The organism is Mesorhizobium sp. M0968, assembly GCF_040319065.1.
Classification (GTDB): domain Bacteria; phylum Pseudomonadota; class Alphaproteobacteria; order Rhizobiales; family Rhizobiaceae; genus Mesorhizobium.
The window spans coordinates 25,121-41,236 of the sequence record NZ_JAMYNL010000023.1 but is presented as its reverse complement, the minus strand read 5'-3'; the positions used below and the strand labels follow the sequence as shown (position 1 = coordinate 41,236).

General features: G+C 62.0%; 14 protein-coding genes. 9 read left to right on the top strand and 5 right to left on the bottom strand.

Annotated features, from left to right (window positions below; translation table 11 throughout):
* Nucleotides 1-220 precede the first annotated feature (220 nt).
* The 8 genes from NKH67_RS27295 (at nt 221) to NKH67_RS27260 (ending at nt 9,833) form a co-directional block, all read left to right on the top strand.
* Nucleotides 221-1,132 carry a carbohydrate ABC transporter permease gene (locus tag NKH67_RS27295; RefSeq protein WP_352684021.1) on the top strand — a complete coding sequence of 304 codons (912 nt, stop codon included), beginning with the start codon at nt 221-223 and terminating at the stop codon, nt 1,130-1,132.
* Entirely contained in the window at nt 1,132-2,031 is a 900-nt protein-coding gene (locus NKH67_RS27290; RefSeq protein ID WP_352620264.1) for a carbohydrate ABC transporter permease, read from the top strand. The genes NKH67_RS27295 and NKH67_RS27290 overlap by 1 nt, the downstream gene beginning before the upstream one ends.
* Nucleotides 2,032-2,078: 47 nt before the next feature.
* Nucleotides 2,079-3,608, top strand: a complete 1,530-nt coding sequence (locus tag NKH67_RS27285; protein ID WP_353032182.1) for an ABC transporter substrate-binding protein — start codon at nt 2,079-2,081, stop codon at nt 3,606-3,608.
* 65 nt (nt 3,609-3,673) lie between these two features.
* Nucleotides 3,674-5,203 carry a xylulokinase gene (locus NKH67_RS27280; protein WP_353032180.1) on the top strand — a complete coding sequence of 510 codons (1,530 nt, stop codon included), beginning with the start codon at nt 3,674-3,676 and terminating at the stop codon, nt 5,201-5,203.
* Entirely contained in the window at nt 5,196-6,521 is a 1,326-nt protein-coding gene (locus tag NKH67_RS27275; protein WP_353032178.1) for an iron-containing alcohol dehydrogenase, read from the top strand. The genes NKH67_RS27280 and NKH67_RS27275 overlap by 8 nt, the downstream gene beginning before the upstream one ends.
* 77 nt (nt 6,522-6,598) lie before the next feature.
* A complete protein-coding gene (locus NKH67_RS27270; RefSeq protein ID WP_352831915.1) occupies nt 6,599-7,681 on the top strand; it encodes an ABC transporter ATP-binding protein in 1,083 nt (360 codons plus the stop codon).
* Nucleotides 7,682-8,737, top strand: a complete 1,056-nt coding sequence (locus NKH67_RS27265; RefSeq protein WP_353032176.1) for a hypothetical protein — start codon at nt 7,682-7,684, stop codon at nt 8,735-8,737. It abuts the gene before it with no gap.
* A 97-nt stretch (nt 8,738-8,834) separates the two neighbouring features.
* The gene (locus tag NKH67_RS27260) at nt 8,835-9,833 is read left to right on the top strand and encodes a sugar-binding transcriptional regulator (RefSeq protein ID WP_353032174.1); all 999 of its coding nucleotides are present in this window, start codon (nt 8,835-8,837) and stop codon (nt 9,831-9,833) included.
* Between the two features lie 52 nt (nt 9,834-9,885).
* Here NKH67_RS27260 and NKH67_RS27255 read toward each other — a convergent pair whose 3' ends face one another.
* The 5 genes from NKH67_RS27255 to NKH67_RS27235 form a co-directional block, all read right to left on the bottom strand.
* Nucleotides 9,886-10,617 (bottom strand): ATP-binding cassette domain-containing protein, encoded by a 732-nt coding sequence (locus tag NKH67_RS27255; RefSeq protein WP_254819755.1) that lies wholly within the window; start codon nt 10,615-10,617, stop codon nt 9,886-9,888.
* A 2-nt stretch (nt 10,618-10,619) separates the two neighbouring features.
* On the bottom strand, nt 10,620-11,600 hold the full coding sequence (locus tag NKH67_RS27250; RefSeq protein ID WP_352503300.1) for an ABC transporter permease: 981 nt from the start codon (nt 11,598-11,600) through the stop codon (nt 10,620-10,622).
* A gap of 194 nt (nt 11,601-11,794) precedes the next feature.
* On the bottom strand, nt 11,795-12,778 hold the full coding sequence (locus NKH67_RS27245) for a sugar ABC transporter substrate-binding protein (RefSeq protein WP_502893811.1): 984 nt from the start codon (nt 12,776-12,778) through the stop codon (nt 11,795-11,797).
* A gap of 39 nt (nt 12,779-12,817) precedes the next feature.
* A complete protein-coding gene (locus tag NKH67_RS27240) occupies nt 12,818-14,023 on the bottom strand; it encodes a mandelate racemase/muconate lactonizing enzyme family protein (RefSeq protein ID WP_352503248.1) in 1,206 nt (401 codons plus the stop codon).
* Between the two features lie 14 nt (nt 14,024-14,037).
* The gene (locus NKH67_RS27235) at nt 14,038-14,757 is read right to left on the bottom strand and encodes a FadR/GntR family transcriptional regulator (RefSeq protein ID WP_352503247.1); all 720 of its coding nucleotides are present in this window, start codon (nt 14,755-14,757) and stop codon (nt 14,038-14,040) included.
* Nucleotides 14,758-15,109: 352 nt separating this feature from the next.
* On the opposite strand from NKH67_RS27235, the gene NKH67_RS27230 reads away from it, so the two are divergent.
* Nucleotides 15,110-16,099, top strand: coding sequence for a Tim44 domain-containing protein (locus NKH67_RS27230; RefSeq protein WP_502893812.1), 990 nt, complete (start codon nt 15,110-15,112; stop codon nt 16,097-16,099).
* Nucleotides 16,100-16,116: the final 17 nt, after the last annotated feature.

Sequence of the window (16,116 nt, the reverse complement as noted above, 5' to 3'; positions counted from 1 at the left end):
CGGCGCTCCCTCCAAAAACAACCCGGTACCCGGCGATCACGGCATCCTCTGGGACCACGAGCAAATCCCTGGAGCGCTGACGGAACCGACTTGACAATTCGGCGGCCGTCCGACACGTTCTTAACAAAAGGCACAACAAACTTACAAAAGTTCAAGTTGGCACAATCTGGCCGATAGGGAGAAGGCCGATGCGTCTGTGTGACCGAGCGGAGATTTGCGCGTGAGCACGGTGACCGTGACCCGCGAAGCGCCCAGATGGGCCCTGCCCCGGTTCATGACGGCCGAGCATCCTTTCCCCTGGCTCGCGCCGATCACGGTGATGCTTCTCGTGTTCGGCATCTATCCCCTCGCCTATTCGGTCTGGCTGTCGTTTCACAAACGCAATGTCGTTTCCCGTCAGCTCGACTTCGCCGGGCTCCACCAATGGACGCGCGCCTTCTCGGATGCGCGTATGTGGCATTCGCTGGAAACCACGCTGATCTATACCTTCGTCGCGCTTGCGGTTCAGCTTGCGCTCGGCATCCTCATCGCGCTTCTGCTTGACACCGATCGCAAAGGTTACGGCGTGCTGCGGGCGCTGATGACACTGCCGCTGGTGGTGCCGCCTGCGGTGACCGGAATGATGTTCCTGCTGATGCAGGACGGCTCTTTCGGCGTCCTGTCGTTCTACCTGTATGCCCTCGACCTGATCTCGCCGGCACAGCCGATCCTGACGCAGCCCGGAACCGCATTGGCGGCGATCCTGCTGGCAGACATATGGCAATGGACGCCGTTCATGGTGCTCATCATCCTGGCAGGGCTCAGGGCGCTGCCGAAGGAACCTTTCGAGGCCGCCGCGATCGACGGTGCCAACGGCATCCAGACCTTCTTGCGCCTCACATTGCCGATGCTGCGCAAGGTGATAGCGGTCGCGGTGCTGATCCGCGGCGTCGATCTCTTTCGCATCTACGACTACGTCTACATCATCACCGCCGGCGGGCCAGGCACGGCCACCGAGACGCTTTCGTTCTACGCTGGCCGTATCTACTTCACCGGAGACTTCCCCTATGCCGCAACCCTGTCGCTGATCGTGCTCGTCGTCTTGATCGTCGTGTCGAACCTCTTCGTCAGGCTCTTCAAGGTGAGGTTCTGATGGAGTCGTCGCGCGCCCAAACGATCGCCCGCGACGTGCTCGCCGTCCTGGTGGTGGCGATCTTCATGTTCCCCATCGCGTGGTGGGCCTTGTCGTCCATCAAACCTTATTCGGCGATCTTCGACCGCAGCGGACCGGTCTACACCGGTTTCACACCGACGCCGGACAATTACCGCGTGACGTTGCTTGGCGTCTCACGCGTCGACATCGGCATGGAACAGGGCGGCGAGGCGGCCGGGGTCATCAAGGGTGGCGCCAGTTCCTACGATTCCCGCCAGTCGTTGCTCGACAGCGCCATCATAGCCGTCGGATCGACGGCGCTGACGCTGCTGCTGGCCACCCTGGCCGCCTATTGCCTGTCGCGAATGCAGTTCAGCGGCCAGCAGTCCTTCCTGTTCTGGATTCTCTCGCAGCGCTTCATGCCGCCAATCGCGATCGTCATTCCGATCGTTTTCATGTTCCGCGATCTCGGCTTGCGCGATACCTATACGGGCCTCGTCCTCGTTCACAGTTTGATCAACCTGCCGCTGGCGGTTCTGCTTTTGAAGTCGTTCTTCGACGATGTTCCGCGCGAGGTTGATGAGGCGGCGCTTATTGACGGCGCGACGCGCTGGCAGACGTTCCGACGCGTGGTCCTTCCCATGGTCAAGGGCGGCATCGCTGCGACGGCTGTGCTGTGTTTCATCTTTTCGTGGACCGAGTTCCTGCTCTCACTCTTCCTGACAACGTCGATCCGCACTGTGCCGGTGAAGATCTCGACCTTTGTCACCTCGACGGCGACCGAGTGGGGCTACATCACAGCGCTCGGCACGTCCGCGATCATACCCAGCTTCATCTTTATCCTGCTGGTTCAACGGCATCTGGTCCGCGGCCTCACCCTCGGATCGCTGAAGGAGTGAGGCACAGACGAGAAGAACGACGACAAAAACGCAATGGAGGAACGATCATGAGCTTCAGTGAACACGACAAGAAGACATTCGTCGCCGATACCTGCAATGACTTTACGGCGCGCCGAATAACCAAACGCGACTTCATGAGGAAGATGGCGCTCGCCGGTGTCGGCTTTTCCGCCTTCGGATCGGCCATGCTAGGTGGTGGCCGCACCAGTCGGGGGATGCTGGGCCTCGGGGTTGAAGAAGCCCGCGCCCAGGACGCCGATATGCTGAAGTGGCTGGCCGACGTCGGCAAACCATATGCCGGCACCAAAATCCGCTACACGTCGGAAGCGACGCCGCCAACGATTGTTGCCAACCAGCTTGTCGCGGGTGAATTCACCAAGGCAACCGGCATTGAGGTGGAAGTCGAGATCGTGCCGCTGGAGCAGGTTCTCGCCAAGGCGACGCAAGACGTACAGGGCCAGCTTGGCACCTATGACGTCTACTATCTCGACCAGTCCTGGATGGCGACATTTGCCCAGGATGTCGTCGATCCGCGCGAGTATTACGACCAGAACAAAGAACTGGCGATGCCGAACTTCGACTGGGACGATTTCTCCAAGCCGCTGGTCGACGGCATCGCCATGTACAACGGCAAACAGTGCGGAATTCCATTCGATATTCCGATCTTCATCCTGATGTACCGCAAGGATCTTTTCGACAAACACAACATTGCCCTGCCGACAGACCTCGACGCCTACCTCAAGGCCGTGCAGGCGCTCACAGAGGCAGAAAAAAGCAACGGCATCTTCGGCACCGCGTGCCAGGCGAAGTCCGGCCACTATTCGCTGGAATGCGACTGGACCTTCGCATTGTGGGGCCATGGCGGTTCTGTCTTCAACAAGGACAAGAAGTTTGTCGGCAATGACGAACGCGGCGTGGCCGGGCTCAAATTCTATCAGGAACTGGTCAAGAACTCGCCGCCGTCGGCGACGACTTGGACCTGGGACGGCCAAGGACAGGCCCTGACACAGGGACAAGCCGCCATGGCAATCACCTGGGGCGAGGATTTCCCCGGCTTCGATGCCAACGATTCCAAGGTCAAAGGCCTGTTCGAGGCCCTGCCCGCGCCCAAGGAAGTTCCTGGTCGTCGCGCCGCCGCCGATTGCGGCTTCAACGAAATCCCGGCCGTCGGCCACCAGGGCGGCTCGATGATTTCGCTGTCGCAATATTCCAAGAACAAGGAAGCGGCATGGCTGTTCATGCAGTGGGTCTGCTCGAAGGATGTCATGGCGCGGGTATCGACGCTCGGCGGCGGCGCCTCGCCGATGCGCAATTCCTCTTTTACAGATCCTCGGGTCAAGGCGAAGGCTGTTGTCGGCCCCGGAACGACACGCCATTTCGACGCGATCAAATACACGATCGACAATCAGATGGGATCTGAGCCGGACATGCCGATCTGGGCGGATCTGTCGAACAACGACATTCCGGTTGAGCTCGGCAAGTTGCTTACGGGCCAAGACTATGGCGGCGATGCCAAGGCATGCCTGGATGCCATTGCCGGCATTGTCGACGGCAAAGTTAAGGATGCCGGTCTTTAGCGGCTGGTCGGTGATTTGGGCGAAGGCGGTTTCGACCGCCCTCGCCCGTTGGCAACGTGGCGGCAATGGTTCCTGATCTCGTCATCGGCATTGATTCCTCGACCTCGGCAACCAAGGCGATCGCCTGGGATCGCAATGGTCTGGCCGTGGCCGAAGGTCGTGCACCGCTTGCAATGTCCAACCCGCGTTCGGGCTATTTCGAGCAGGATCCGGCCGAGTGGTGGACCTCGACGGTCGCAGCGCTGCGCGCCGTGACGTCAACGGTTTCGCCGGCACGCATTGCCGCCCTTGCGATTGCCAACCAACGCGAAAGCTTCGGCCTTTTCGACGAGCAAGGCCAGGCGGTCGGGCCGGCAACGCTCTGGCTCGATGAGCGCGCCCGTGGGAAAGCACGGCGCTTCGGCGAGAGTTTCGGCGCGGCACGCGTCCACGCAATATCCGGCAAGCCGCTGGACGTCATTCCTTGCCTTTACCGCATGATCTGGTTCCGCGAGCAAGAGCCCGAGATTTTTGCCCGGGTGGAGCGGATGGCCGAAGTCCACGGCTATCTGGTCTTTCGCTTGAGCGGCCGGTGGGTGACGTCCACCGCATCCGCCGACCCGATGGGCATACTCGATATGCGGGCTATGGACTGGTCGAACGATATACTGGAGGCAGCGGGCGTCGCCCGGCGCATGATGCCAGAAGTGGCGCGGCCCGGCACCGTTCTGGGCCAACTAACTTCGGAAGCGGCCATTTCGACGGGCCTGCGCGAGGGCACGCCGATCGTCGCCGGCGGCGGCGACGGTCAATGCGCCGGCACGGGCGCTGGTGTGTTGCAGCCGCGATGCGCTTACATCAACCTCGGCACGGCGGTCGTCTCCGGCAGCTTCGGCACGGACTACGTCCACGACCAGGCCTTCCGCACCGAAACGGCGGTCGCCGATAATGGCTACATCTACGAGACGTGCCTTCGCGCCGGCACTTTTCTTGTCGACTGGATGGCGCGCGAGATGCTTGGCGTCGATCTGCATGGCGCAAGCGATGCCCTGGAGGCGCTCGAGGCCGAAGCCGCTGCCAGCCCGATCGGCGCAGGCGGCATAATGCTCCTGCCCTACTGGCAGGGCGTCATGGACCCACACTGGGACAGTGCGGCCCGTGGTGTGATTGCCGGGCTTTCGGGCTCGAGCCGCCGCGGCGACATCTATCGCGCCGTGCTGGAAGGCATAGCGCTGCATCAGGCCGCGACAAGTCAGCGGGCGGCTGCGGCTGCCGCCCAGACTATCGACCAGTTCATAGCCATCGGCGGAGGAGCGAAGTCCGACCTGTGGATGCAGATTCTGGCGGATGCACTGGGCCGTCCCGTAAAACGTTCGACGACCGTCGAAGCCTCCTCGCTAGGCGCGGCGATGGCGGCGGCAAAGGGGGTGGGCTGGTTTTCCACCATCGCCGAAGCGTCGCTGGCAATGGCCAGCGAGCCGGCCAAAACCTTCGAACCGGACACGAAACGGGCCGCGCTCTACGCCGAACTTCTTGCGATCCATGCCGATCTTTGGCCAACGCTTGCAGCCTGGAACCAGCGCCTCGCGGCCTTCATGGAGGCCGATCATGGCTGAAACGACCAACTGGAACGCGTTGATCGAGGACGTTGTAGCTGGACGCTGGACAGATCCCAAGACAGGCGCGGCCGCGGTCCTGCCGTTCCAGACGATCGAATTGCTGGAGACGACGGAAGGCCGCGAGGCGGATCTCGTTGCGCCGCTGAAGCTAGGCAGCCGCATCGCCGTGGTCTCCGATATCAACACCGTCGATGTGATGGGCAGGCGCGTCGCGAAGGCGCTGCGTGCCATCGCCGACATCGATGAAATCGTGCTGCCTGACGGCCTCGACTGTGATGAGGCGACGATCCAGGTGGTCAGGGAGAAGACACGTCACGCCGAAGGGGTCGTGGCCGTCGGGTCGGGCGTCCTCAATGACAGCTGCAAGCATGCAACCTTCCTCGACGAGCGACCCTATGCCGTCTTCGGCACGGCCGCCTCGATGAATGGCTACGGCGCCTCGACAGCGTCGGTGACCTTGGCCTCCGGGCTCAAGATCTCGCTGCCCTCACACGCCCCCAGGGGCATCTTCCTGGATCTTGGCGTGTCGGCCGCAGCGCCCGCCTGGCTCAGCGCCGCCGGGCTTGGCGACAGCCTCTGCCGCTCCACGGCCCAGATCGACTGGTGGGCTTCGCATCGGCTGTTCGACACTTACTATTCCGAGGTGCCCTACCTGCTGCAGGCGGGCGATGAGGAGCCGATGCTGGCCCATGCGCCTGGCCTTGCCAGGCATGACGTCACCGCTGTCGGGCATCTCCAGCGCGTCCTGACGCTGTGCTCGATGGGCGTGTGCTTTGCCGGCGTTTCCCATCCCGGGTCCATGGGAGAGCACCAGATTTCCCATTGGGTCGACATGTTCGCGCAAGACCATCATCCCGGCACCACGCACGGCCAGCAGGTGGGGGTTGCCTCGCTGGTCATGGCGCGGCTGCAAGCGCGGCTGCTGGACATGGAAAAGCCGCCGCAGGTGAAGCCGACCGCCATCGACGAGGCGGCGATGCTGGCCCGTTATGGCGCGCAACTTGGACCACTTTGCATTGCCGAGATGAAGAAGACGGCACTCGACGCCAGCCAGTCGGAAATCTTCAACCGCAGGCTTGCGGAAATCTGGCCGGCGCTGCGCCAGGAGGTTCGGCCGATGGCAATGCCGGTCGCCCGCATGGAGGCAGCACTCAAGGCTGCGGGAGGGCCGGTCACCGGCGCGGAACTAGACCTGCCGCGCGCGCTTTGGCACGACGCCATTCGCTATTCGCGAGAAATCCGCGGCCGATGGTCCTTTGTCAACCTGGCCGCCGATGCGGGACTCTTGGAAGAGTTTCTGGAGAGCGAATGGTGAGAGCGCATCCGATCGCCAATCGCTCGCATGGCGAAAATGAGATCCAACCGGCAAGGGCAATCGAAGGGTAGCAATTTATGGCGTCTGTCACCATCAGCAACATAAAGAAGGACTATGGCGCCCTCTCGATTATCGATGGACTCGATCTCTCGATCGAGGATGGCCAGTTCGTCGTTCTGCTGGGGCCGTCCGGCTGCGGCAAGTCCACTCTGTTGCGCATGATAGCCGGTCTCGAGCCCATCACGTCCGGTGAGATCGCCATAGGCGACAGGGTCGTCAACATGCTCCATCCCAAAGACCGCAATATCGCGATGGTCTTCCAGAATTACGCGCTTTACGCGCACATGACCGTCTTCGACAACATGGCCTTTTCCATGCAGTTGAAGAAGCGCCCCAACGAAGAAATCAAACAGAAGGTCGGGTGGGCGGCATCGATCCTCAACCTGACACCCTATCTGGAACGGTATCCCCGCCAGCTTTCGGGCGGCCAGCGGCAGCGCGTCGCCATGGGTCGCGCCATCGTGCGGGACCCAACTGTGTTCCTGTTCGACGAACCGCTGTCCAATCTCGATGCCAAGCTGCGGGTGCAGATGCGCACCGAAATCAAGGAGCTCCACCAGCGGCTGAAGACCACCACCGTCTATGTCACGCATGACCAGATCGAGGCCATGACCATGGCCGATGTCATCGTCATTATGCGCGACGGCCATATCGAGCAGATCGGGCGCCCGCTCGATGTCTACGATCGCCCGGCAAACCTCTTCGTCGCCTCCTTCATCGGCTCGCCCGCAATGAACATGTTCCATGGCGAGGTGGCTTCCGAGCGCGACGCCTGGGTGGTGCGGACCGACGAGCTATCCCTCCCGCTGCCGCCAGGGGCTGCGGTCCGGCCCGGCCAAAAGGTGATCTACGGCATTCGCCCCGAACATCTTCGACCAGTGGCCGACGGGCGCGGCATTCCGGCGAGGATTACGGTTGTCGAGCCGACTGGCCCCGAAATCCACATCTTTGCCAGCATGGGCAACACCGCAATCTGCTCGGTGCTGCATGACCGCATGGAGCTCTCTCCTGGAGCTGTGATCCATCTGGAGCCGGCGCCTGAGCGAATCCATCTGTTCGACCAGGGCAGCGGCGAGCGGCTGGACAAGGGAAGAAGCTGAATGGCGCGGATCATCATCCTCGGCGCCGGCGTCATGGGCTCTGCCATGACGCTTCCGGCCGCTCACGCTGGTAACCGCATCACTCTTGTCGGGACCCATCTCGATGGGGAGATCGTCGGCTCGGTGGCCAGCACAAGTCATCACCCACGCCTCAACATCGCTCTGCCTGATGTGGTAACCGCCTGTTCCTGGACCGAATTCGCTGCGGCCATGAACGATGGACCCGATCTGCTTGTACTCGGCGTCTCGTCGGCCGGCATTCCTTGGGCGATCGACCGCATTGCAGAAAGCATCAAGTCGCCCGTGCCGATACTGATGATTACGAAAGGGCTTGCATCAAGCGACGAAGGCGTGGAAATCCTGCCACATCTGCTTGCCCGCGAGATCGAGCAACGCACCGGCTTGTCGGTCCCTATGATGGCCGTCGGCGGACCCTGCATTGCCGGCGAACTGGCGGCGCAGCGCGACACCTCTGTGATCGTGGCCGGGCATGATCCCGACCAGGTGGCCGCGGCGTCCCGCATTCTGCGCGCGCCTTTCTATCATGCGCGATCGTCATCCGATCTCGTCGGCGTCGAGATCTGCGCCGCTTTCAAGAATTTCTACACACTCGCCGTTGGAGCTCCCGTCGGGCTGCTCGAGCGCGACGGCAAGGCGCCCAATGGCGCACTGATGCACAATCTTGCCTCGTCGCTATTCTCGCAGTCCCTCGCCGAGATGGCGATTCTGGTCGAAGCCCTGGGTGGAAAGGTCGAAACAGTGCTGGGGCTGGCCGGCTCCGGCGATCTTTATGTGACCTGCCAGGCGGGCCGTAACGGTCGCATGGGGCGCCTACTCGGCCGCGGCCTGCCCTATTCCGTGGCGAAGCGCGAACACATGAGTTCAGACACGGTCGAGGGCGCGCAACTGGCGCTGGACCTTGGTCCGACTTTGAAGAATATGATGGCCCGGGCTGTACTTCCCCACGATCGCCTGCCGCTGACGAGCGCCATCATCGACGCAATTTGCCATGATGCTCCGCTGGTTTTGTCCTTCGACCGCTATCATCGAGGCTAGCGGAGCCGGGAAACTCGATTGATGCCTCATATCGATGAGCACATGGCTCCGCCGAGCCGCTCTGGACCCGCTGCCGCGGAGTGGACAGGATGATCTGATGGAGAAACCAGCGCGAAAGAAACGCGACGGCCGCCAAGCCGTAACGAGTTCCGTCACGGCCGATCGCGAGGAAGGGCTGCTCGTGCGCGCCGCCTGGCTTGCTTATGTCGGTGACCTGACGCAAGCACAAATCGCCAAGTCTCTTGGCCTGACACGCCTTCGCGTCAACCGGATGCTGGCGCATGCCCGCCAGCGGGGGATCGTTCAGATACGCATCAATTCCAAGGTGGCGAACTGCATCGAGCTGGAGCATCGGCTGCGGGACGCCTATGGCGTTTCCGACCCAATCGTGGTTCCGACACCGCCCGATCCTACCCTGGTGCCACAGGTGATCGCAGCCGCTGCCGGTGAAGCCCTGTCGCATAGAATCCGTGACGGGATATCGGTGGGCGTGGGATGGGGACGGACGCTCCAGCTTAGTCTGCGCTCAGTGACCGTGCGCCCCGTCAGAGGGATGTCGGTCGTTTCCCTGCTCGGCGGGCTCACGCGTGGATCGGCGATCAACATCTATGAAATCGCCTCGCGGCTCGCGGCGCTTTTCGACGCGGAATGCTACTACATCGCAGCACCGGTGTTCACAGACACGGAGGCCACGCGCGATCTGCTTATGCGCCAGTCCATTCTGGAAGACGCCTTCACCCATGCCCGCGACGTTGACGCCGCTTTCGTTTCGGTTGGCGCGGTGCACAAGGACGCCACCATCTTTCGGATCGGACTGGTAGGAGACGATGATCTCAGATCGCTCCAAAAGGCCGGAGCCGTCGGCGATATTTGCGGCCACTGGATCGGCGCCGACGGACAACTCGTCGATCACCCGCTAAACAGCCGTGTCATCGGCCTCGCCCCCGAACATCTGCGCGACGTCGACACTGTGATCCTGCCCTCCGGCGGCCTCGACAAGGTTCCGGTGCTGCGTGCCGTGTTGCGTCTCGGCGTCGTCGATGTGCTGATCACCGACGAGAAAACCGCTGAGGCGATCCTTGCGGAAAAGCCGTAGCGCAGACTGACCTCTACCAGCAGAGCGGCTCGCGAGTGATCGCTTCTTCGCGTCACAGAACCTCGTGGATTTCCTCGATCGAAGTCTCGCCGATCCGCTTGTCGAGAACGATCTCGCCGCGCGCCATCGCCACGACCCGGTCACAGCATTCGAAAACATGATGCATGTTGTGGCTGATGAAGACGCTGGTGATGTTCTGGGCCTTGAGGGCACGAACGAAGCCGATCACCTTTCGCGTCTCCTTGACCGAGAGATGATTGGTCGGCTCGTCGAGGATCATGACTTTCGACTTGAAGTGCATGGCCCGGGCGATCGCCACGCCTTGGCGCTGGCCGCCCGACAGTTCGCCGACCAGCGCGTCGGGCGATCTCAGATGCAGATCGACGTCGGCGATCGCCTTGACGCTTTCGTCACGCATGCGCTTCTGGTCCAGGATGCCGATGCCGAAAACCGAGCCCTTCACCGGCTCGCGTCCGATGAAAACGTTGCGGGCGATGGTCATGGTCGGGACCATCGAATTGTACTGGTAGATCGTCTCGATGCCGCGATCCATGGCGTCGCGCGGGTTCGAGAATCGGACCGGTTCACCTTCGATCCTGATCTCGCCGCCATCGGGCTTTTGGGTGCCTGACAGGATGTTGATCAGCGTCGATTTGCCGGCGCCGTTGTCGCCGACAAGGCCCAGCGCCTCGTCTGGATAAATGTCCAGCGTGACGTTCTTCAAGGCGTGGACGCCGGAATACCATTTCTGGAGTCCCTTGATCGCGATGATGGGTGCCGCCATGATCAGGTCTCCACCTTCATTGCCCTGCCCCGCTTTCGAAGCCAGGCGTTCACGACGACCGCGAAGATGGTCAGGAAGCCGATTGCCATCTTGAACCAGTTGGCGTCAACCTGGCTCAGCACCAGTCCGTTGTCGATGACGCGGATCAGGGCAGCCCCGATGATGCCGCCGAAGATGGTGCCAATGCCGCCAGTCAGCGAGGCGCCACCGATGACGGCAGCCGACACGGCCTGCAACTCCAGCCCCTCGCCGATCGAAGGCAGCGGCGCGCCGAGCCGCATCACCTGAATGGTGCCGGCAAAGCCGGCGAGCACCGAACAGATCATGAAGCAGGCGACCTTCACCCGGGCCGTCGGGATGCCCATCGATTGCGCGGCGGGCAGAAAGCCGCCGGTGGCGCGCACCCAGTTGCCGAAATTCGTGCGCGACAGAAGCACCGTCACCAGGATTGCCACGGCGAGAAACCAGAAGAACGACATGCGAAAGAGGTCGCCCGGCCCCACATAGATCGTAAACAGCCATTTGGGCAGAGCGTTGGCCGGGATGACAGGAGGGAAGCCACCGGAGATTACCACCGTCAGCGAACGCGCGATGAACAGCATGCCAAGCGTGGTGATAAAGCTTGGTATCGCGAAACGAATCGTAATGAACCCGTTGAAGAAGCCAATCAGGGCGGCGATCGCGAGTCCGGCGGCAAAGGCCGGCGCGAACGGCACGCCTGCCGCCAGCATCACCGCCATGGTCATCGGGGTCAGCGCAAATACCGAGCCTACCGAAAGATCAAACTCGCCGCATATCATCAGCAGGGTCACGCCGATCGCGACCAGCCCCATTTCAGGCAGCAGCCCAAGCATTCCGCGCACGTTCTGTGTGTTCAGAAATACGCCGTTCGAGCGAATCTGAAAGACGAGGAGGAGGAGGAGCAGGAACACGACCGCCGCAAGCTCCGGCTTCTCCAGATAAATCTTCATCAAGCGCTTCATCATTCGCTCCGGCTTGGGATTGTTTGCGCTGGCTTGTCGCATCGGCAAGGGGATGGCCGCAGTCTGTCTGCTACCGCCCCCGACAAGGGAGATGCCGTTGGAGGATGGGACGGAGCCGACGCCCAAGGCCGTGCTGCCTGGCCCTCCCCTTGCCCTCTCCGCGTAAGAACGAGGAGAGGACGCCGGCTTCGCGCCTACCGCACGCCTTGTGCGGCCAGTTCCTTGAGCTTTGGCACGTCTTCCTTGACGATGATGCCCTTGCCGGTGTCGATGTCTGCCGGCAGCAGACCGACGTTCTTGGCGAGATAGGCTTCCATCACCGGCATGAAGCCCTGCATGTAGGGCTGCTGGTCGACCTGGACCTGGATGTAACCCGCTTCCATCTGTTGCAGGACTTCCGAGACGATGTCGAAGCCGCCCATCAGCACCTTGCCCGGCTCGATGCCGCGATCGATCAGGACCTGGGCGACGTAGGCATGCCAAAGGCCGGTGTCGAAATACACCGTGGTGTCCGGGTGGGCAGACAGATAGGCGCCAACACGATCGGCGACGACGGCGCCATCTGTGCCGGTGTCGAGCCGTTCAATGACCACTTCGCGTCCGGCATTCGCGGCCTTGTATTCCTCAAGGAACTTCATGACGCCGGCAGCGCGCTGTTCCGACCAGTTCTGACCGGGCGCGGAGACGCCGACGAGCGCCCTGATCTTGCCTTCCTTGGGGAAGAACTCGGACATCTTCTTGCCGAGTTCGTAGCCGGCGGGAATGAAGCCTTGGCCGATGAAAGCCTGGCGGGCATTGCCGGCTGCACCCTCGGTGTCGTCGACGTTGGACGCGATGACCGTGACGCCGGCAGCGCGGGCGTCGGCGATGATCTGGTCGAAGGCATTGTTGTCGACGATCGAGGTGATCAGCGCGTCCGGTTTTGCCGCGAGCGCCGCCTGCATGTTGCCCGATTGTTGCTCGATCGAGCCTTCGGTCTGCGTGAAGACCATCTGGCAATTGGCCTGGATCTTGGCGCAGGCGTCGTCAAAGCCCTTCTTCACCGCCTGCCAGAACGGGTTCGACGCCGACGAATGATGCGTGAAGACGATGTTCATCGGCTCCTGTGCGCGTGAGCCGATTGCCGAGCCACCAGCCAGTACTGCTGCCAAGGCTGCCGAGATAAGTAGCTTCTTCATGATTCTCCTCCTCCGTAGAAAGCTGCTTCAGGTTCATTTTCAGAGAGTAGATGCGTCGCTCACCCGTCGAAGCGCCGTGAAGGCGCGATCGATCTCCGGGTTCAGTTCCATGCCGAGGCCCGGTCCGGGGGGCACGGTGATCATGCCGTTCTTCACCTGCGGCAAAGCGGTCACAAGATCGCGGTACCAGGTCTTGTAAAAGGCCCTGACACTCTCCTGGACAAGCGCGTTCGGCGCATTCAGCGACAGGTGGGTCGATGCGCCGAGCACCACTGGACCGGTGCAGTCGTGTGGCGCGACCGGCAGGTGCCATGCTTCAGCCATGGCAGCGATCTTGCGCGCCTCCGAGAGCCCGCCGCACCAGCTGATATCAAGCATAATGACACCGGCCGCTCCGGTTTCGAGAAGGTCGCGGAAGGCCCACCGGGAACCGAGCGTTTCCGAAGCCGATATCGGCGCCAGCGAAGCCTCGGCATAGCGTTTCAGGCTGGACAGGCTGTCCATCCTGATTGGATCTTCGTGCCAGAAGGTCTTGTGGGGGGCAAGCTCGCGAGCGATCTGCATGGCCGGCAGCAGCTGCCACATTGAATGGAATTCAACCATGATGTCCATCTTGTCGCCGACCGCATTGCGGATTTTCTCGAACGGCGCCAGCGCGGAATTCAAGTCGGGCTGCGATATATACTGGCCGCGCGTTTTCTCGGCGGCCATGTCGAAGGGCCAGATCTTCATGGCCGTGATGCCTTCCTCCAACAACGAATGCGCCAGTTCGTCGGCGCGGTGAAGGAAGCCGTTCAGATCATCATAGGCGTCGCCGGGCTTATCGAGCCCGTAGTTGGCCGTCGTCTGCCCGGTGGCCTTCTTGATGTATTCGGTTCCGGCACAGGTGTTGTAGGTCCTGATCTCGTGCCTGGTGAACCCGCCGAGGAGTTGTGCGATCGGCTGACCCGTCGCCTTTCCGAACAGATCCCAAAGCGCGATGTCGAAAGCGGAATTGCCCCTGACTTCCGCGCCCGTCGATCGGAAACCGAGATAGCCGACAAGGTCGGCGGCAAGCAGGTCGATCTGCAAGGGGTCGCGCCCGATCACGCACGGCGCGACATATTCGTGCAGATAGGTCTCGACGGTTTCAGCCATGAAAAAGGTCTCGCCGAGTCCGACGAGGCCTTCGTCCGTGTGAACCAGGACCCAGAGAAGGTTCGGCCGCTCCTTGAGCCGCAGCGTTTCCAGTTTCGTGATCTTCATTGCGCCCCTGCTCCTCAGGCGATGCCGGCCGCCAGCAGGGCCTTGACGCTCTCGTCAAAATGCCTCGCCATCAGGTCACGTGCCGACTGGGGATCACCGGTCTCGATTGCTTCGGCGAGGTCGATATGGATCTGGATCATCGCCAACTGCTCGGCATCCGAAGGGCGGGTCCGCCAGCCGATCGGCCAGGTCTGGCGCGATACGCGCTCGAACGCGCCGACGATGAGGCTGAAAACCGGATTCTTCGCAGCCTTGGCGATTTCGAGGTGAAAGGCGAGATCGTGCTCCATGACCTGTTCCGGCCGCTGGAAATTCTCGAGCATGGCGAGCGCGTGCGTCCTGATCCTTTCCACTTCGTCGGCTGTTCTGCGCAAGGCCGCCAGCATGGCGGTGCGGGTCTCAATCGTGCGGCGCACGTCATAGATTTGCTGCACCGTGATCTGCTCGGTGTGGACGCCATGCTCGATCACCAGTGACATGGCGCCATAATCCAGCTCGGCGACGGTAGCCCGTCTGCCCGCCCTCAGGTCGATAAGCCGCATGGCGGCGAGCGAGCTGAAGGCCTCGCGAACCACGGTACGCGAGACGCTCAATTGTCTCGAAAGCGCGGCCTCGCTGGGCAGCCGGTCGCCGGGCCCGAGCTCATGCGCGCGGATATGGCGCGTGATCTCGCCGATCGTATTGCTGACCAGGCTCGCTGCGTCGGAATGTTTTGCGGATACGGCCGTGCTCACGCAATCTCCCGTTCAGGAGTGGGCAAACCTGTATGGCAGGTTTTCCAGATATGTTGATAGTACATAGGAAAGCTGTAAGTCAATCGAGTCTTCGCCGGGAGACCTCGGCATCATCGCCGGGGACATCGATGACCAGAGGCTTGCATGAGCGATGCTGTTGACGCGACCGGGTGCGGGAGCCTGCGTGGTCGAACAGCGATCATCGCGCTTGGGTAGGGCAGACATTCTCGTCGTGAACACCGGCGGGCGGCCGACCATGCCGCCCGAAAATATCTCGACGGACGATTCACTGCTATTTCGATCGACGCACCCCATATGAGCGGAAAGAGTGTCACTTGAGGACTTGCCTATGCTGATTTCGCGTTGGGGACGGTTTGCAGTTTTGTTTGCGGGGTTGTTCCTGGCATTTTCCATGGTCGCTGTGGATCACGCCGATGCGCGCCGTGGCGGCAGCTTCGGCAGTCGCGGCATGCGCACTTTCCAGCCGGTCCCGCCGACCAGAGTTGCGCCGCAACCGGCCGCACCGGTCGAGCGCTCGATGTCGCCCAATGCGACCACGAACAATGCGGCCCGTCAGCCGCAGGCATTCCAGCGCCCGGGCTTCTTCAACGGCCTCGGCGGATCGATGATACGTGGGCTGCTTCTCGGCGGTTTGATCGGCGTTCTTCTGGGTCATGGGTTCGGCGGCTTGGCCGGCATGTTGGGTCTTTTGCTCCAAGTACTGCTGTTCGGCGGCGCGATCATGCTGGCGATCCGCTTTTTCCGCTTGCAGTCGGCGCAAAGCCCAGCGCCCGCTACGGCTGGTGCCTCGCGGGGCACCGGGACCTTTGCGCGAAACGCAGCAGCGCGGCACGAGCCGAGCAACGGCCCGACTTCCTCCATTACCGGCATCGGGTCAGGATTTGGCGGAACGAGCCAAGCCAACGCTTCCGATGAGATCACTCTCACCCAAACCGACCTCGACACGTTCCAGCAACGGCTGACGGAAGTTCAGGAGGCATTCGGGCGCGAGGATCATGCTGCATTGCGCCGGTTGGTGACACCCGAGATGGTGTCCTATCTGTCCGAGGAACTTGCCGACAATGCCAAAAAGGGGCTCAGGAACGAGGTGTCGGACGTCAGCCTGCTGGAGGCCGATATTGCGGAAAGTTGGCGGGAGGGTGATCGCGACTACGCGACGGCTGCTTTGCGCTATGAGTCTCGCGACGTGACCCGCGACCGCATCAGCGGCAAGATCGTTGAGGGCCAGGCCGATCAGCCGACGGAGACGGCCGAACTGTGGACCTTTACGCGGCAGAACGGCGGTGACTGGAAGCTTGCCGCAATACAGCAGCCTGGCTGATGTGCTTGCCTTCATTG

Excerpts from the sequence above, each read along its gene's own strand:
- NKH67_RS27290 (WP_352620264.1), top strand. The coding sequence starts at position 1,132 with ATGGAGTCGTCGCGCGCCCAAACGATCGCCCGCGACGTGCTCGCCGTC.
- NKH67_RS27285 (WP_353032182.1), top strand. The coding sequence starts at position 2,079 with ATGAGCTTCAGTGAACACGACAAGAAGACATTCGTCGCCGATACCTGC.
- NKH67_RS27280 (WP_353032180.1), top strand. The coding sequence starts at position 3,674 with ATGGTTCCTGATCTCGTCATCGGCATTGATTCCTCGACCTCGGCAACC.
- NKH67_RS27275 (WP_353032178.1), top strand. The coding sequence starts at position 5,196 with ATGGCTGAAACGACCAACTGGAACGCGTTGATCGAGGACGTTGTAGCT.
- NKH67_RS27270 (WP_352831915.1), top strand. The coding sequence starts at position 6,599 with ATGGCGTCTGTCACCATCAGCAACATAAAGAAGGACTATGGCGCCCTC.
- NKH67_RS27265 (WP_353032176.1), top strand. The coding sequence starts at position 7,682 with ATGGCGCGGATCATCATCCTCGGCGCCGGCGTCATGGGCTCTGCCATG.
- NKH67_RS27260 (WP_353032174.1), top strand. The coding sequence starts at position 8,835 with ATGGAGAAACCAGCGCGAAAGAAACGCGACGGCCGCCAAGCCGTAACG.
- NKH67_RS27255 (WP_254819755.1), bottom strand. The coding sequence starts at position 10,617 with ATGGCGGCACCCATCATCGCGATCAAGGGACTCCAGAAATGGTATTCC.
- NKH67_RS27250 (WP_352503300.1), bottom strand. The coding sequence starts at position 11,600 with ATGAAGCGCTTGATGAAGATTTATCTGGAGAAGCCGGAGCTTGCGGCG.
- NKH67_RS27245 (WP_502893811.1), bottom strand. The coding sequence starts at position 12,778 with ATGAAGAAGCTACTTATCTCGGCAGCCTTGGCAGCAGTACTGGCTGGT.
- NKH67_RS27240 (WP_352503248.1), bottom strand. The coding sequence starts at position 14,023 with ATGAAGATCACGAAACTGGAAACGCTGCGGCTCAAGGAGCGGCCGAAC.